16 protein-coding genes are annotated in these 16,079 nt (G+C 64.9%); 2 read left to right on the top strand and 14 right to left on the bottom strand.

The genetic code is table 11. The annotated features are described in order from the left end of the window. From WA702_RS01775 to WA702_RS01755, 5 genes are all read right to left on the bottom strand, one after another. A partial coding sequence (locus tag WA702_RS01775; protein ID WP_425108806.1) for an SDR family NAD(P)-dependent oxidoreductase occupies positions 1-226 on the bottom strand: 226 nt, incomplete at its 3' end. A gap of 203 nt (positions 227-429) precedes the next feature. Next, positions 430-1,974 carry an amidophosphoribosyltransferase gene (gene purF, locus WA702_RS01770; RefSeq protein WP_425108805.1) on the bottom strand — a complete coding sequence of 515 codons (1,545 nt, stop codon included), beginning with the start codon at positions 1,972-1,974 and terminating at the stop codon, positions 430-432. Between the two features lie 36 nt (positions 1,975-2,010). Next, the gene (locus tag WA702_RS01765) at positions 2,011-2,637 is read right to left on the bottom strand and encodes a CvpA family protein (RefSeq protein WP_425108804.1); all 627 of its coding nucleotides are present in this window, start codon (positions 2,635-2,637) and stop codon (positions 2,011-2,013) included. 187 nt (positions 2,638-2,824) lie between these two features. Next, complete coding sequence (gene radA, locus WA702_RS01760) at positions 2,825-4,354, bottom strand: DNA repair protein RadA (protein WP_425108803.1); 1,530 nt, start codon at positions 4,352-4,354, stop codon at positions 2,825-2,827. 18 nt (positions 4,355-4,372) lie between these two features. Next, positions 4,373-5,101 (bottom strand): sulfite exporter TauE/SafE family protein, encoded by a 729-nt coding sequence (locus WA702_RS01755; protein WP_425108802.1) that lies wholly within the window; start codon positions 5,099-5,101, stop codon positions 4,373-4,375. Positions 5,102-5,347: 246 nt separating this feature from the next. Between WA702_RS01755 and WA702_RS01750 the strand changes: the two genes are divergently transcribed. After that, a complete protein-coding gene (locus tag WA702_RS01750) occupies positions 5,348-5,650 on the top strand; it encodes a hypothetical protein (RefSeq protein ID WP_425108801.1) in 303 nt (100 codons plus the stop codon). 6 nt (positions 5,651-5,656) lie between these two features. Here WA702_RS01750 and xth read toward each other — a convergent pair whose 3' ends face one another. From xth to WA702_RS01715, 7 genes are all read right to left on the bottom strand, one after another. Beyond that, positions 5,657-6,427 carry an exodeoxyribonuclease III gene (xth, locus tag WA702_RS01745; protein WP_425108800.1) on the bottom strand — a complete coding sequence of 257 codons (771 nt, stop codon included), beginning with the start codon at positions 6,425-6,427 and terminating at the stop codon, positions 5,657-5,659. Positions 6,428-6,482: 55 nt separating this feature from the next. After that, the gene (locus WA702_RS01740; protein WP_425108799.1) at positions 6,483-7,295 is read right to left on the bottom strand and encodes a carbohydrate ABC transporter permease; all 813 of its coding nucleotides are present in this window, start codon (positions 7,293-7,295) and stop codon (positions 6,483-6,485) included. A 9-nt stretch (positions 7,296-7,304) separates the two neighbouring features. Next, a complete protein-coding gene (locus tag WA702_RS01735; protein ID WP_425108798.1) occupies positions 7,305-8,192 on the bottom strand; it encodes a carbohydrate ABC transporter permease in 888 nt (295 codons plus the stop codon). A gap of 249 nt (positions 8,193-8,441) precedes the next feature. Then, on the bottom strand, positions 8,442-9,728 hold the full coding sequence (locus WA702_RS01730; protein WP_425108797.1) for an ABC transporter substrate-binding protein: 1,287 nt from the start codon (positions 9,726-9,728) through the stop codon (positions 8,442-8,444). After that, complete coding sequence (locus tag WA702_RS01725) at positions 9,725-10,849, bottom strand: ABC transporter ATP-binding protein (protein WP_425108796.1); 1,125 nt, start codon at positions 10,847-10,849, stop codon at positions 9,725-9,727. The genes WA702_RS01730 and WA702_RS01725 overlap by 4 nt, the downstream gene beginning before the upstream one ends. 255 nt (positions 10,850-11,104) lie before the next feature. Beyond that, positions 11,105-12,775 (bottom strand): serine hydrolase, encoded by a 1,671-nt coding sequence (locus WA702_RS01720; RefSeq protein WP_425108795.1) that lies wholly within the window; start codon positions 12,773-12,775, stop codon positions 11,105-11,107. 182 nt (positions 12,776-12,957) lie between these two features. Further along, a complete protein-coding gene (locus WA702_RS01715; protein WP_425108794.1) occupies positions 12,958-13,242 on the bottom strand; it encodes a DUF1127 domain-containing protein in 285 nt (94 codons plus the stop codon). A gap of 370 nt (positions 13,243-13,612) precedes the next feature. On the opposite strand from WA702_RS01715, the gene WA702_RS01710 reads away from it, so the two are divergent. Next, positions 13,613-14,596 (top strand): NAD(P)H-dependent flavin oxidoreductase, encoded by a 984-nt coding sequence (locus tag WA702_RS01710; protein ID WP_425108793.1) that lies wholly within the window; start codon positions 13,613-13,615, stop codon positions 14,594-14,596. Positions 14,597-14,775: 179 nt separating this feature from the next. On the opposite strand, the gene WA702_RS01705 is transcribed toward WA702_RS01710, so the two are convergent. Together WA702_RS01705 and WA702_RS01700 are read right to left on the bottom strand one after the other, a co-directional pair. After that, positions 14,776-15,198 (bottom strand): DUF1236 domain-containing protein, encoded by a 423-nt coding sequence (locus WA702_RS01705; RefSeq protein WP_425108792.1) that lies wholly within the window; start codon positions 15,196-15,198, stop codon positions 14,776-14,778. A gap of 162 nt (positions 15,199-15,360) precedes the next feature. Continuing rightward, positions 15,361-16,017 carry a glutathione S-transferase family protein gene (locus tag WA702_RS01700; RefSeq protein ID WP_425108791.1) on the bottom strand — a complete coding sequence of 219 codons (657 nt, stop codon included), beginning with the start codon at positions 16,015-16,017 and terminating at the stop codon, positions 15,361-15,363. Positions 16,018-16,079: the final 62 nt, after the last annotated feature.

Below are 16,079 nucleotides of genomic sequence, written 5' to 3'. Positions count from 1 at the left end.
CAAGGCGGGCGATGCCGTCGGTATCGGTCAGCGCCAGCGGCACCAAGGTGGCGCCTTCGCCGGTTTCTTTCCGGATCTCGTCGTCGAGCTCCTCGAGGCCGCCTTGGGTGCGCGCCACGGCGATCACATGCGCGCCGGCGCGGGCCAGCGCGCATGCGGTCGCATAGCCGATGCCGCGCGAGGCGCCGGTGACGAGAGCGATACGGGAGGCGAGGGGAAGGGACATGACTGTTTCCGCGGCTTGGTTGGCGCGGGTTTTATAGACCTGTGTGGCCGGCACAAGCCCGGTCCCCATATTTGCCGTCATTCCGGGGCGACGCGTCAGCGTCGAACCCGGAATCCCGCTGAAATGGGCACGGACATGCAATTTCGAGATTCCGGGTTCGATGCTTCGCACCGCCCCGGAATGACCGCGTGTGGGTCAGCAGGTCAGCTCGCTTCCGCCAGCAGCGAGAGCTGGCGTGGCTGCGGCTCGACCAGCACCTGGTCGGTGAGGTTGGTCGGGTAGGCGCCGGTGAAGCAATGGTCGGAGAATTTCGGGCTTGCCGGATCGCGGCCCGGCTCGCCCATCGCGCGGTACAGGCCATCGATCGAGAGGAAGGATAGCGAATCGGCGCCGATCAGCTCGCGCATCTCCTCCAGGGAGTGCGTCGCGGCCAACAGTCCGCCGCGATCCGGCAAGTCGATGCCGTAATAATCAGGATAGAGGATCGGCGGCGAGGCGAGGCGGAAATGCACCTCGGTGGCGCCGGCTTCGCGCATCATGCGCACGATCTTCTTCGAGGTGGTGCCGCGCACCAGCGAATCGTCGATCAGGATGATGCGTTTGCCTTCGATCGCGGCGCGATTGGCGGAGTGCTTCATCCGCACGCCGGATTCGCGGATGCTCTGGGTCGGCTGGATGAAGGTGCGGCCGACATAATGGTTGCGGATGATGCCGAGCTCGAACGGCACGCCGGCCTGTCGGCTGTAGCCGAGCGCGGCCGGCACGCCGGAGTCCGGCACCGGCACCACGACGTCGACATCGACATGGCTCTCGCGCGCGAGCTGGGCGCCGAACGCCTTGCGAACGTCATAGACCGAGCGGCCGCCGACGATGGAATCGGGCCGGGCAAAATAGATGTATTCGAACACGCAGGGACGCGCCGGCTTGGGCGGGAACGGCTTGTGGCTGTGCAGCCCTTCCTCGTCGAACACCACGATCTCGCCGGGCTCGATGTCGCGGACGTAGCGCGCGCCGATCATATCGAGCGCGCAGGTCTCCGAGGCCAGGATCGGCGCGCCATCGAGCTCGCCATAGACCAGCGGACGGATGCCGAGGGGGTCGCGGGCGCCGATCAGCTTCTTGTTGGTCATGCAGACCAGCGCATAGGCACCTTCGATCGCCCGCAGCGCCTCGATGAAGCGATCGATCAGGCGGGTGCGGCGGGAATGCGCCACCAGATGCAGGATCACCTCGGTGTCGGTGGTCGACTGCATGATGGCACCGGCGCGCACCAGCTCGCGGCGCAAGGTCAGTCCATTGGTGAGATTGCCGTTGTGGCCGACCGCGAAGCCGCCGGCGTTGAGTTCGGCGAACAGCGGCTGCACGTTGCGCAGGATGGTCGCGCCGGTCGTGGCGTAGCGGACGTGGCCGACCGCGACATGGCCGGGCAGGCGCTCGATCACCTCGCGGCGGGAGAAGGTGTCGCCGACCAGGCCGAGCCGGCGCTCGCTGTGGAAGCGCGAGCCGTCATAGGAGACGATGCCGGCGGCTTCCTGGCCACGATGCTGCAAAGCGTGCAGGCCAAGCGCGGTGATCGCCGCCGCGTCGCTATGCCCAAAAATGCCAAACACGCCGCACTCCTCGCGCAGCGTGTCTCCATCCAGGTCGGGATCTCTGAAGTCTGAGGGCGGGCCGAAATCCAAGCTCAAGTTCTGTTTGGCATCATCCAGTTCGCTGGCGGTGCCGAAAGAGTCCCGGGTCTGGTCCATCGCGCCTCTCTTTTGAGTCTCGCTCACTTGCCCGGGTTACTTAGCCGCGGGTTTCTCGATCAGCTTCTTCAAGCTGTCGCGGGCAGGCTTGCTATACCCTTCACCGCCGGATGCCGACGGATCGGAATCAGTCTGTTCGTCGTCAGGCTTGTTCTTCTTGAATTTCTTTAAAATGGTGTTCTCAGGGTCATCAGGCAAGAGCGACATCAGCCAATCCCCGGTTCCCTGCAGGACAACCCGGGACTTTGCGCCCGTCACCCAGTCCGGCCGCTGCTTTTCCGGCACCAACCAGCTGAAGAACAGGAACGCCACAACCACGATGAGCAGGCCGCGCGCCAGGCCGAACAGGAACCCGAGGGTGCGATCGAGCGCGCCGATCCGCGAATCGAGAATCATGTCCGAGATTCGCACCGTGATGATCGACACCACGATCAGCGTGCCGATGAAAACACCGGCGACGACGACCACGCTCGCGACCGTGTCGTTGTTGAAGTAGGTCTTGGCGGTCGGAAGTAGTTTCGAGAATGAATAAAGGGTTACCAGCGCCGCCGCGCCCCAGGCCGCGATCGAGAGCACCTCGCGCATGAAGCCGCGGACCATGGCGAGCAGTCCCGAGACCAGCATGACGCCGAGCAGGATGAGATCGAGGATCGTTATCGGCATCAGCTGCTCAGGTCCGCTTCACTGGTCCAAGGTCCGTCGAACAGGGCTGTTTCGAATCGGCATCTCGGCCGCTTCCAACTGAAGGACGGCGGGGTTCCCCGGCAAGACCCGAGATCGCACGTTCCTGTGCACGCCTTCCCCTTGCGCGCGTTGTATAGCGGTGAGTCATGAAGACGTCACTGTCTGGCTAGCGGTCCTGGCGGCGGAATCTCGCCGGTGTGGCATTTTTCTCCACGGAAGCACCGCGCGAGCGGCCATTTTCGGCCGGCAGGTCGTCCAGATAGCCGCTGTCCTCGCGCGGGTCGCCAGGATGTCCATTGTTGGGCCGGGCCCGTGGCGTGCCCCGGGCGGCTATCTCGGCGACCAGGCTGGTGAGCCCACCGACGGAGTTGAGGGTGAGGCCGGCATCGCCGCCGGGCTCACCCCGGGTCTGTTCCGGCAGCACCACGCGGGCAAAGCCGAGCTTGGCGGCCTCCTTCAGCCGCGCCGAGGTCTGCGCCACCGGCCGCACCGCCCCGGACAGCGAGATCTCGCCGAAATACACCGCATCCGGCGGCAGCGGCGCGTTCACCAGCGACGACACCAGCGCCGCGGCGGCAGCAAGGTCCGCCGCGGGCTCGTTGATGCGCAGGCCACCGGCGACATTGAGATAGACGTCATGGCCCGACAGCTTCACGCCGCAATGGGCCTCCAGCACCGCCAGCACCATCGACAGCCGGCTCGGGTCCCACCCGACCACGGCACGGCGGGGGGTGCCGAGCGAGGTCGGCGCCACCAGCGCCTGCATCTCGACCAGGACGGGGCGGGTGCCCTCGATGCCGGCGAACACCGCGGTGCCCGGGCTGCCGAGATCGCGCTCGGACAGGAACAGCTCGGAAGGATTGGTGACCTCGCGTAAACCAAGTCCCGTCATTTCGAACACGCCGATCTCGTCGGTCGGGCCGAAACGGTTCTTCGCCGCGCGCAGGATCCGGAACTGCTGCGAGCCTTCGCCCTCGAACGACAAGACAGCATCGACCATGTGCTCGACCACGCGGGGCCCGGCGATCTGGCCGTCCTTGGTGACATGGCCGACCAGGATGATCGTAGCGCCGGATCGCTTGGCAAATCGAATCAGCGCCTGGGCCGAGGCGCGCACCTGGGTCACCGTGCCGGGCGCGGATTCCACCGTATCGGTCCACATCGTCTGGATCGAATCGATCACGATCAGCCGCGGCACCGAGCCTTCCGACAGCGTGGAGATGATATCCTCGACCGAGGTCTCGGCGGCGAGCTGCACCGGCGCATCCGCGAGTCCCAGCCGCTCGGCGCGCAGCCGCACCTGCGCCACGGCCTCTTCGCCGGATATGTAGACCGCGCGATGGCCGGCGCGGGCCATCATGGACGTTGCCTGCGTCAGCAAGGTCGACTTGCCGATGCCGGGATCGCCGCCGACCAACAGCACCGAGCCCCGGACGAATCCGCCGCCGGTGACGCGGTCGAGCTCGGTCATACCGGAGGAGAGGCGGGGGGCATCCAGCGTCTTGCCGGTCAGGCTTTCGAGCTGGAAGGTGCGGCCCTTGCGCTTGGAGCGCAGCGACACCGGCGCCGAGGTGACGCCGGTGGTGTCTTCCTCCGCGAGCGTGTTCCACTCGCCGCAGGCCTCGCATTTGCCGACCCAGCGCGAATAGGCCGCGCCGCAATTCTGGCAGACGAAGGAGAGGGGGTTCTTGGCCATGAAGAAGGGATTCGATCCTCAGGGGGATTGGATGGCGTTCCATAGCATAGATAGGCCTGCCGCGATCATGATGCCATCCATGACCAGGCGGAACACGTCCGGCTTGAGCTTGAGCACGTAGCGCCTGGCGATGAAGGCGCCCGACATCAGCGAGGCGCCCGCAATCAGCCCCTTGACGAAGATGTCCGGCGTCAATGCGCCGAAGCGCTGGAAGGTGACGGATTTGCTGAAATAAAGGCCGAGCGAGCTCGCGGCCTCGGTCGCCAGGAACGCGCCTTTGCTCAGGCCATAAAACAAAAACAGCGGCACGCTGAGCGGCCCGGTCGAGACCACGATGCCGGTGAGGAAGCCGATGATGGCGCCGCCGATCGCCAGATGCCAGAGATTGGCCTTCAGTTGGTGCCGCGCCAGCCAGTGGCGAATGGGGACCATTACAATCAGGAACGAACCGATCGCGATGTCGACGGTGTGCGAGGGCAGCTCCAGCAGCGTGCGCGCGCCGAGCGCCGCGGCGGGAATGCCCGTTACCGAATAGGCGGCGCAGGCGCGCCAGTCGACCTCCCGCCACCAGGCCAGAATGCGCGAGAAGTTCGCCATCACGGCGGCGACCGCCATGATCGGCACCGCTTCCTTTGGCCCGTATTCGTAAACCAGCACCGGCATCAGCATGATCGAGGAGCCGGTGCCGACGATGCCGGAGAGGGTGCCGGCGACGAGGCCGACAGAGAGCACGAACAGGAAGTCCAAGATATCGTCTCCGTGCGCTGCCGGTGGCCGTCATTGCGAGGCGCGTGCGCGCCGAAGCAATCCAGGAGCCACGCGAAGAATCTGGATTGCTTCGCTTCGCTCGCAATGACGGAGAAAAACAGGGGGGCCGCTGGTTAACCGGTGGTTCGCCTGGAATCACAAAAGCCGTTAATCCTGCGCCATCAACTTTAGAATTTGAAGCGTATTTGTCTGCGTCGCATCCACCTGTGAATTGAGTGTGCGACGATGAACAGCCACGCATTTTCCGCCCTCGACCGCCACGCGGTCCTGAGCCAATCCGACGACGGCTTTCCCTGGTACGCGGGCGCGATGCTCGCGGTCGAGGCCAGCGAGGTGGTGCGGCTGCGGATGGAGAAGTTCGCACGCGGCGAAGCCGATTCCGGCTGCGAGGCGCAGATCATGGTCGGCGAGAAGATCGCCGCCGCATTCGAGGCATTCGCGAGTTGGTTCGGCGGCGCCACGCCCGGCGCTATCATCGGCCGCTACCGCGAGCATGTCGCAGCGAATATGAAGCGGCTGTCGACCTGAGCTGGGCTACTTGAGCACCGCCCAGGCCGGCGCATGGTCGCTGGCACCTTCCTCGCCGCGAATCTTGCGATCGACCCCGGCCTTGAGCAGGCGCGGCGCAAGCTGTGGACTGAGGAGCAGATGGTCGAGCCGCAGGCCGGCATCGCGCGGCCAGCGGTTGCGCTTGTAGTCCCAGAAGCTGAACATCGGCTTGTCGGGATGTAGCGTGCGGATCGCATCGCACCAGCCTTGATCGACCAGCTTCTTGAACGCGGCGCGGCTCTTCGGCTGGATCAGCGCGTCGTTGTCCCATGACTTGGTCGGATAGATGTCGAGCGGCGTGGGCGCGACATTGTAGTCGCCGGCCAGCACGACAGGTAGCTCCTCCTTGAGCAATGCCGCCGCGTGCTTCTGCAGCCGCTTGAACCAGGCGAGCTTGTACTCGAATTTCGGCCCGGGCTGGGGGTTGCCGTTCGGCAGATAAAGACAGGCGATAACGATGCCGCGCACAGCCGCTTCGATGTAGCGGGCTTCATGGTCGTTGCGGTCGCCGGGTAGGGCCATGCGGGTCAGGACCGGCTCGGCCTTCCGCGCCAGAATGGCGACACCGTTCCAGGTCTTTTGCCCGCGCCACACCGCGCCATAGCCGGCTTTCTCGAGTTCCGCGGCTGGAAACTCGTCCTGCGTGCATTTCAGCTCCTGCAGGCAGACGACATCAGGCTTGGCCGCCCGCAGCCAGCGCAGCAAATTGGGCAGCCGCCGGCGGACATTGTTGATGTTGAAGGTCGCGATCTTCATGATGCGAACAGTCGACCACGACCGGAGGGGCCATGTCCACGCTGACGCACTGTCGTCAGCGGATTCCGGCGCGCAGAAAACTCTGGATGAAGGCGCGCTGGAACAGCAGGAAGGCGATCATCAATGGCGCCGAGGTCATCAGGGCCGCCGCCGAGATCACCGACCAGTCGACGCCCTGATCGACTGACGCGAACACCTGCAGGCCAACGGTCAAGGGACGCGTGCCGACCGAATTGGTCACGACCAGCGGCCACAGGAAGTTATTCCAGTGGTAGCTCACGGAGACGAGGCCATAGGCGACGTAGACCGGCCGGGCCAGCGGCAGATAGACCCGCCAGATCGTCTGCAATGTGGTAGCGCCCTCCATCCGCGCGGCATCGTCGAGCTCTTTGGGGATCGACTTGAAGGTCTGGCGCAGCAGGAAGATGCCGAAGGCGGAGGCGACATAGGGCAGGCCGATGCCGGTTAGGGTGTCGATCAAGCCGAGCTTCTGCAGGGTGCGGTAGTTCTCCATGATCAGCACATCAGGCGTCACCATCAGTTGCACCAGGATCAGGCCGAACAGTAATTCGCTGCCGATGAATTTGGCGCGCGCCAGCGCGAAGGCGGCCAGTGTGCAGATCACGAATTGCGCGGCCATGATGCCGAGCACGAGCAGCACGGTATTGAGGAAATAGCGGCCGAACGGCGCCGCCTCCCAGGCGTGGACGAAGTTCGCCGTGGTCAGCGGCGCCGACGGCTGGAAATGCGTGGCGAAGTCGGTGGGGTGGACCGCAGTCCAGCAGGCATAGAGCAGTGGCAGCGCCCAGATCAGGCCCAGCAACCAGGCGAGGGCGGTGGAGAGAAGGCGGAGCGGGCGGACCGGCATCACGCGCCCTCAGCGATAATGGATCTTGCGGTCGAGCAGGAACACCTGCGCGAGCGCGACCAGAGCGAGTACCGACAGCAGCACCACCGACAGCGCGGCCGCATAGCCGGTGTCCCAGAAGCTGAACGCGACCTGGTAGATGTAGAATAGCAGCAACGTGCTGGCATTGTTCGGCCCGCCGCCGGTCATGGCGATAACTTGGTCGACCACGCGAAAGGCGTTGATCAGCGCATTGACGACGATGAACAAAGTGGTCGGCATTAGCAGCGACCAGGTGATGCGGCGGAACGTGACCCATGCACCGGCATTCTCGACCCGCGCGGCCTCGTAGAGCACCGGCGGGATCTGCTGCAGCGCCGCCAGGTAGAAGATCATGAAGAAGCCGGCCTCCTTCCACACCGTCACCGCCATCAGCGCCGGCAGGGCAGTCGAGGGATTGCCCAGCCAGTTGACGCTGGTGAAGCCAAATGCGCGCAAGATCTGATCGAGCAGCCCGTAATCCGGCGTGTAGAAGAACAGCCAGATGTTGGCGGCCGCGACCATCGGCAGCACGGTCGGGGTGAAGAAGGCGAGCCGCAGCGCCGCGCGCCCGGCGATGCGCTCCTTGACCCAGAGCGCCATGGCGAGCGCCAGCGCGATCGACAGCGGCACCGTGATCAGCGCGTAGAGCAGGTTGTTCTTCAGCGCCAGCCAGAAGATCGGATCGGCCGCCATATGGCCGTACTGATCGAGGCCAATGAAGGCCGCCGGGCGGCGACCGCGCGGGGTCGAGTAGAAGCTGTCGATGATGGTGAGCACCGCCGGCACGTGCGTAAATGCCGCCAGCAGCACGGCCGCCGGCAGGGCCAAGAGCCAGCCCTGGATGTGGACGTTGAGGTGTGTGCGGCGTGGGTTCAAAGCCGATCCTGACCAAAATAGCCATATCCGTCATTGCGAGGAGCAAAGCGACGAAGCAATCCAGCTTTATCTGCTGCTCTGGATTGCTTCCGCCGTCGCCCGTCGGGCTACGGCGGACACGTCGCTTCGCTCGCAATGACGGACATGAAAATTGTAGGGTGGGCAAAGGCGCGAAGCACCGTGCCCACCGTCTTTTCCTCGCGAACCCCGGTGGGCACGCTTCGCTTTGCCCACCCTACGCATCAACGTTCAATGCTTGTAGCTCGCCAGAATGCGGTCGGCTTCGGCCTGCGCGTCGTCGAGCGCGGGCTTGGCCTGCTTGGTGCCGGTCAGGACCGCCTGCAGGGCATCGTTGAGCGCCTTGGTGACGCGCTGATTGTCATGCGTCGACAGCTCGGCGACCGCGTCCTTGAGCTGGTCGCGCGCCACCGCGGCCGCCGGAAACTCCGCGACATATTTCTTCATCGCAGCGGTCTCCCAGGCGTCCGGACGCGTCGCGACATAGCCGGTTGCGATGCCCCAGTCGGCCGCGAGCTCCGGCGAGGACAGGAACCGGGCGAACTCCAGCGCGGCCGCGATCTTGGCCTTGTCGTCTGTCTTGAAGATGTAGATGTTGCCGCCGCCGGTCGGCGAGCCGCCGCGGGCCTTCGACGGCAGCGGCGCCACGCCGAACGCGAACTTGGCGTTGGCCTTGACGTTGGTCAGATTGCCGGTCGTCGTCCACATCATCGCGGTCTTGCCTTCGAAGAAATCCTTCGGCGTGGTGCCCCACTCGATGATGCCCTTGGGCATGACTTCATCCTTGCGGCTGAGATCGGCGAAGAAATTCGCGGCCTCGACCACCTTGGGATCGTTGTAGGCGACCTTGGTGCCCTCAGGATTGGCGAGGATGGCGCCGTTCTCAGTGGCCAGCGCCTGGAACAGCCAATAGGGGAAGCCGGAGGAGGGAATCTCGAGGCCCCATTGCGTGACGGTGCCGGAGGCATCGTGTTTGGTCAGCTTCTTGGCGGTCGCGACCATCTCATCCCAGGTCTTCGGCGCCGTCTCCGGATCGAGGCCCGCGGCCTTGAAGGCATCCTTGTTCCAGTACTGCACGATGGTCGAGCGCTGGAACGGAATGCCCCAGGTGTGGCCGCCGCTCTGGCTGTTTTCCATGAAGGCCGGATAGAACGACTTGATCCAGGCCTTGTCGGCGTCGGACGTCGCGATGGTCTCGTACGGTTCGATCAGATCGTCGTCGATCAACGTGAACATGTCGGTCGACAGCAGCACCGCGACATCGGGCGGGTTGCCGGACTTCGCCGCCGTCATCGCCTTCACGATCGAGTCCTGATAGCTGCCGGTGTAGACCGGCTTGATCGTGATGTCCGGATGGACCCTGTGAAAACCCTCCGCATAGCCGTCGATGACCTTTGTGATCGGGCCGCCCACAGCGATCGGATAGTAGAAGGTGAGTTCGGTCGCCGAGGCGGCGCCGATACCGAGCATCGCGGCTGACAGCAGCGCGACCGACGTGATCCGTGCAAACAAGTTCATGGTACCCCCTGATTGGCAATGGCGTGACGCTGCACCGAGGCTGCAGCATCAAAGGTCGCGAGTGCGAGCCGCTGACCGGTGTTGGCGTCGAAGACATGTCCCGCCGCCTCATCCCAGGCGAGACCAACCTCCGTGCCGACGGCCAGCGCAGCATCGCCGCGCGTGCGTGCAACGATCGGTCGCCCAGCGATGACGCAAGTGACCAGCGCCTCGCCGCCGAGATATTCGACCGCTGTGACAGCGCTGCGAAACCGGGCGCGGTTCGCTGCAGTCTCCACAGTCACGTCTTCGGGGCGCAGGCCCAGCACACGGCCGCGCCCAGATGCGGCGAACAGCGCCGGCCCTGCGGTGCCGGCGATGACCGCCGTCGCGCCCTGCGGGCCATCGTCGAGATCGAGGAAGTTCATCGGTGCCGATCCGATGAAGCGCGCCGCAAACAAGCTCGCCGGCCGCTGGTAGAGGTCCGCGGGCCGGCCGTTCTGCTCGATGCGGCCGCCCTTCATCAGCACCACCCGGTCCGCCATGCTCATGGCTTCGGTCTGGTCGTGGGTCACGTAGATCATGGTGATGCCGAGGCGCTGCTGCAGCGCACGGATCTCGCGGCGCAGCTCCTGACGCAATTGCGCATCGAGGTTCGACAACGGCTCGTCGAGCAGGCAGACCGGCGCCTGCGCGATCAAGGCACGGCCGAGCGCGACGCGCTGCTGCTGGCCGCCGGACAATTGCGCCGGTTTGCGCTGCAGCAGTGGCCCAAGCCCGAGCAGCGCCGTGATCTCGTCGAGCCGCCGCGCCTGCTCGGCTTTCGCGATGCCGCGCACCGAGAGGCCGAAGGTGATGTTGTCGGCAACGGTCAGATGCGGAAACAGCGCGTAGGACTGGAACACCATGGCGACGCCGCGGGCAGCCCCGGTCAGCCCGCGCACATCGCCGCCCTCGATCATCACGGCGCCCGATGTCGGCGCGTCGAGGCCTGCGATCATGCGCAGCATGGTCGACTTGCCGCAGCCGCTCGGACCCAGCAGCACGACGAGATCGCCCCGCGTCACCGTAAAGGACACGTCGTTGACGGCGGGCTCGCCGCCAAACGTCTTGCTCACCGCCCGAACGTCGACGCTGATCATCTCTGAACCCGGAACTACGGCGAACCGCCGCCGGCTCTCGTTAAGAACGCCTCACGACACTTATGTGACACCCGTTTTGTATGCATGACCAGCCCGGAGTCCGGGGAGCGCGTGCCGCGAGACGTCGCGGCAACGCCGAAACTTGCGCACGTTGCGCGGAGGCTCCCAGCGGGCTGCGCAATCCTGGTTGCATTGATCGTGGCTGAAATGCTGCGTTATGTAGCATATCCAGGTGAGGCCGTTGACATCGCCGAGCTAATGCGCGGCCGCATCCGTTGCGGCGTCCTGATGGCGATCACCCTTCAGAATTTGTCCGCGCTGCTTTAGCGTCAGGGACATAACCTTGTCGCCGTCGCGTGCAAAGTCGATTTCTGCCCCGACGGATTCCGCGACGAACACATCCGGTTCGACTGGCGCCAACTTGAGCGCGCGCTGGTTGGTCCCCTGCACGAAGAGCGCGGCGCCAGACGCGAAGATGCGCAGGCCGAAGTTCGCGGTCAGCGGGTAGAGGCCGACATAATCGTTGAGCTGCACCTCGGTCGGCGTCCACTTGCTTGCGGCCGTCACCGGATCGATCCGCTCGGCGTCGAGCGCGCCGCCGCCCTGAAACCAGGTGAACGTAGTGCTGCCGTCGGCCTTGCGCTTCGGCCGCAGCACGGCGTCGAACTTCAGCGGATAGAAGTCGCCGGCGCTGTCATAGCCCATCTCGAACTCGTCCTGGCCGTCGGCCTGGATCGTCAAGCCGCTGTCCTCGCGCCGCAATTCGATGCGGAGACCGTTCTGCAGGCGATATTTGCCGGCCAGCGCATCGATCAGCTTGGCATCGGCGGTCGCGACCAGACGCGGCGCCGCGTTCGATATGGCGGGATCGAGCACATGCAGGCCAAGTTGTCCGAGGCCGCCATTGGCGGTCAGCGCCGTGTCGGAGAGCAGGATCACGGCGCGCTTGGCGGCGCGATCGAACCCGGCGAAAGCCGAGTAGCCGCCGGTGCCGCCCTCATGGATGACAAGCGCGTGTCCGTTTCTCGTAAGAAGAAACCAGTTCATCGCCATCCTGTGGCCGCCGACGTTCGCGACCTCATCCTGCGTGCGCGCCAATGCCGGCGTGATCGCGCTGTCGCGCGTGCCGAGCTCGCTCTCGAGATAGCGCAGCATGTCCGCCACGGTGGAGCGCACGCCGCCAACGCCTGCCATGTCGGGATGAAAATCCCAGGGCTCGGCCGGCGTCCCGTTCGGCAGATGACCCTGCGCCAGATGGACCCCGGGCGGGCGCCGCGCCACATAGGTCTCGTTCATGCCGAGCGGCGCGAGCAGGTGGTCGCGCAACAACGTCTCATAGTCGGTGCCGTTGCGCTTGGCGAGCGCATAAGACAGCGTGATCATCGCGAAATTCGAGTACTCCCATGCCGAGCCGGGCGCGCGTGTCAGTTTGGCTGACGCCAGCGCATCGAGCAGGTCGCGCTCGGTCGCATCCGCGTAGGGATTGTTGACGTCGGCCGGGCGGCGATAATTGGCGGGGATGCGCGGCAGGCCCGACGTATGCGTTACGATTTGGCCGATCGTGATATCGTGGCCGTTGAACGACGGCACCGACGTCCCCGGCGGCAGCAGCTTGGCAATGGGATCGTCGAGCGTAACCTCGCCGCGCGCGATGAATTCCTCGAGCAGCGCCGCGGTCATGGTCTTGGTGACCGAGCCGATCTCGAATGCCGTGTGCTCGTCATACGGCCGCTGCGCCTTTGGATCGGCACAGACATAGGCTGTCGAGATCGCCCCGTCCGCGATCGCGCCGGCGGCAACGCAGGCGCGGGTGCGATCGCCGTCGAAACGCTGCGCGAGCGCCGCCCGCAATTCGTCATTGCTGATGGCGCACGCCGGCGAGGCGCAAAGCAGAGCCGGCAAGGCCAGCAAGAACCGGGCTTTCATACCTGCCTCGCAAACTCGGCTACGATCCTAAGCAAATGCTACGATATGTAACATTACAAATGCAGATTTGCTGCGTCTAGGTGGAGTGGCCTTGATAACGCAGCATTGATCCGGGCGACGCATGCGGCAACCGGCGAGTTGTCCGCATGCAAAGTACATGTCCGCACATCGCGGTTGATCATTTACATCACGCCGCGGGACAGGATCCATAGATACGCCTTGTTATCTCGCAGCGTATCGATCGTCCCGCGACGGGTGAGATACTCGATCTCGCCGCGCGTGACGCCGATATCCGTCAGCTCCCTTTCACTGAGGCCGTGCAGGGTGGCCTGCAGGCTCTGTTGGTGGCGCCATTGCACAAAGGTGCGCCAAGATCGCTCGAGCAAGCTCGCGATGGCGCGGTCAAGGCCTGGTCCCGCGCCATCGCGCGCGACCTCGGGCGGGAGGTTCGTCTGTCCGGTTCGCATCGGACGCTCCTATCGTTGTGCCGACAGCGAGCGGGGCCAAACAAAAGGCCCCGTCCGATGCCGGCGGGGCCTGGTGAAAAGAATGTCGTCGACGATACCTAGCGCGCGACTCCTCTCACGGCCCAGCCGAAGCGGGTCATGAATTTGCAGTTGAGCATATGCACGGATGTCGCCATGACGAACTAATACCACCGCAACCATGCAAAATCAAGAGCTGTGTGGAGATTCGTTGCATCCTGGAGGCGAGCGCCGCGCGCGTTGTCCTCAAGGCGCGGCAAGACGCGATGGGGCTGACTGATATTCGGGCTATCGCCGTGCTCGGGCATGCTACGCTTGCTCCGTTGGGCCTTTGCCGCTGGAGCACGATTGGATGACCTTGCGCACACGATTGACCGAGATCCTCGACATCGAACATCCGATCATATCCGCGCCGATGGCATTCGCTGCCGGCGGCCGGCTCGCAGCAGCGGTCTCCGCTGCCGGCGGGCTGGGGCTGATCGGGGGCGGTTATGGCGATGTCGAATGGCTCGCGCGCCAATTCGCGGAAGCCGGCAATCGAAAGGTCGGCTGTGGCTTCATTACCTGGTCGTTGGCCAAACAGCCTGAAATGCTCGACCTCGTGCTGAAGCATGCCCCGGCCGCAATGATGCTGTCATTCGGCGCGCCGCTGCCGTTCGCGCGCGCGATCAAGCAGGCGGGCATCAAGCTCTTGTGCCAGGTCCAGTGCATGGAGCATGCACGCGAAGCTGTTGACGCCGGCGCCGAAATCATCATTGCGCAGGGCGGCGAGGCGGGCGGCCACGGCCAGAACCGGGGCACGCTGACCCTGGTGCCGGAAATCGCCGATTATCTGGCGAAGGCGGCGCCTTCGACCGTGCTTGCGGCGGCCGGCGGCATTGCCGATGGACGCGGACTGGCGGCGGCGTTGATGCTGGGTGCCGACGGGGCGCTGATCGGCTCGCGCTTCTGGGCAAGTTCTGAAGCGCAGGTCAGCCCGTCCTTTCAGGCCAAGGCCGTCGCGGCGAGCGGCGATGCAACGATCCGCACCCGCGTGGTCGATATCGCGCGCAATCTCGCCTGGCCGGCGCCGTTCACCGCGCGCGTCATGAAGAACCGGTTCACCGAAGATTGGCACGGCCGTGAAAGCGCTCTCGCCAAACCCGACATCGTCGAACGCGAGATGCAGCGCTATGTCTCCGCGATGCAGAGCGGCGATGCCGACAATACCGGCGTGTGGTTCGGCGAGGCAGCCGGACTCATCAAGGACATACGTCCGGCCGGCGATCTGCTCCATGAGATCGTCCGCGACGCCGAACGGCTGCTTCGCAACGGCGCGCGTAACATTGTCTCGTGAGCTTCGTGTTCGGCCGATCAAGGCACCGGTGCGTATTCAGCAAGTAGCCTCCCATGAGCGCAGGCGACATGCGGGTCAATACTCCCGGATATCTCTGCGCTCGTCCGATCTACGTTTACCCTCCGCGCAACGCAAAAAGCCGCCCAGCGTGGGCGGCTTCGCGTAGCAGTGTCGTCGACTTATTCGACGACTTCCACGATGCGGTGCGTCCTGGGATCGACCAGGACCGTGCGGTCATTGACGATCGTATAGCGATAATCGCGGACGCCATACTCGGCGGGAACTTCATAGTAGGTCACGCCTGTTTCCGGCAGCACCGCACCGACGCGGACGTCCTCGCTATAGTGATAGGAGGGGTAGTGACGTTCGGCAACATAGCGGTGGAAGCGCGGGCGCTCGTCGATGCCCAGCACACCGGTGACGCCGCCGACCACGCCACCGACGACGCCGCCGACAACGGCTCCAACCGGACCGGCCGCCCGTTCGCCTTCGCGCGAGCCATGCTCGATGCCGCCGGGCACGCCGCCCTGTGCAAGCGCGGCCACAGGCGTAGCCACGATAGCCACGAGACCGGCGGCGGCGAGATATTGACGGATTTTCATGGGATGTCCCTGCTTTGGAAAAGAGCATTGACAAGACCGAGGGAGGCTTTTGGTTCCGAGCCGAAGTGATTTTTCCAGAGGATGCGGAGGCCGGACGGCGCGACCCTCGCTTCATTCGAACATGCGGCAACAGCAAGTCGCCCGCTGTTGGCGCAAAGCCGGTCACATTGGAGCCGTCGCTCGATCAGACGCGGCGAAATGCGCCATCTGATCGGCATGGGCCTTGGCAAAGGCCGGACGGGCGAGGGCGCGCGCGACATAGTTGCGGCAAGCTGGGTAGTCCGCGAGCCCGTCGAAACGATCGACCAGGCGCAGCACGTCCGCCATGAGGATATCGGCGATGGAGAATGTGCCGGCGAGCCATTGGCGTTTGGCCAGCACCGGCTCCAGATGCTTGAGCCGGGCCTTGAGGAAATCATCCAGGCGCTTCCAGGCAGGCGTATCGCCGGTGTCACCGAAGAACATCGCCATTGACCAGGGCAGGCTCGCCATCTCGACCGAGTTGAGCGCCGCGAACAGCCACTGCATCGCCTCGCTGCGGCCGCGCGGATCGGCAGACATGAGCGTAGTGCTGCGCTGGCCGAGATGAAGCAGGATCGCGCCGCTTTCGAATAGCGAGATCTCGCCATCGGTCAGCCATGGCACCTGGCCGAACGGCTGATGCATGAAATGCTTGGCGCTCTTGCTTCGGGATGGCGTGCTCGCGATGCGATAGGGCAGGCCGGCCTCCTCCAGCGCCCAGCGGACGCGGAGGTCACGGACAAATCCCCTGGGCATCTCGGGGACCCAATCGAAGGTGGTCAGAACGAGGTCGGCCATCGGGCTGCTCCATGTCGTGGTTCTCACCCGAGGACGAACCGGCAAGTCGGATCCCGACATCG

The organism is Bradyrhizobium sp. (assembly GCF_049798375.1).
Classification (GTDB): Bacteria; Pseudomonadota; Alphaproteobacteria; order Rhizobiales; family Xanthobacteraceae; genus Bradyrhizobium.
Note: the sequence above shows the minus strand (reverse complement) of the source record. Positions and strands in the feature narration are given on the sequence as shown.

Bases quoted from the DNA above. Each gene is read 5' to 3' on its own strand.
- purF (WP_425108805.1), bottom strand. From the start codon at position 1,974: ATGGACCAGACCCGGGACTCTTTCGGCACCGCCAGCGAACTGGATGAT.
- WA702_RS01720 (WP_425108795.1), bottom strand. From the start codon at position 12,775: ATGAAAGCCCGGTTCTTGCTGGCCTTGCCGGCTCTGCTTTGCGCCTCG.
- WA702_RS01705 (WP_425108792.1), bottom strand. From the start codon at position 15,198: ATGAAAATCCGTCAATATCTCGCCGCCGCCGGTCTCGTGGCTATCGTG.
- WA702_RS01750 (WP_425108801.1), top strand. From the start codon at position 5,348: ATGAACAGCCACGCATTTTCCGCCCTCGACCGCCACGCGGTCCTGAGC.
- radA (WP_425108803.1), bottom strand. From the start codon at position 4,354: ATGGCCAAGAACCCCCTCTCCTTCGTCTGCCAGAATTGCGGCGCGGCC.
- WA702_RS01715 (WP_425108794.1), bottom strand. From the start codon at position 13,242: ATGCGAACCGGACAGACGAACCTCCCGCCCGAGGTCGCGCGCGATGGC.
- WA702_RS01730 (WP_425108797.1), bottom strand. From the start codon at position 9,728: ATGAACTTGTTTGCACGGATCACGTCGGTCGCGCTGCTGTCAGCCGCG.
- WA702_RS01710 (WP_425108793.1), top strand. From the start codon at position 13,613: ATGACCTTGCGCACACGATTGACCGAGATCCTCGACATCGAACATCCG.
- xth (WP_425108800.1), bottom strand. From the start codon at position 6,427: ATGAAGATCGCGACCTTCAACATCAACAATGTCCGCCGGCGGCTGCCC.
- WA702_RS01725 (WP_425108796.1), bottom strand. From the start codon at position 10,849: ATGATCAGCGTCGACGTTCGGGCGGTGAGCAAGACGTTTGGCGGCGAG.
- WA702_RS01765 (WP_425108804.1), bottom strand. From the start codon at position 2,637: ATGCCGATAACGATCCTCGATCTCATCCTGCTCGGCGTCATGCTGGTC.
- WA702_RS01700 (WP_425108791.1), bottom strand. From the start codon at position 16,017: ATGGCCGACCTCGTTCTGACCACCTTCGATTGGGTCCCCGAGATGCCC.
- WA702_RS01740 (WP_425108799.1), bottom strand. From the start codon at position 7,295: ATGCCGGTCCGCCCGCTCCGCCTTCTCTCCACCGCCCTCGCCTGGTTG.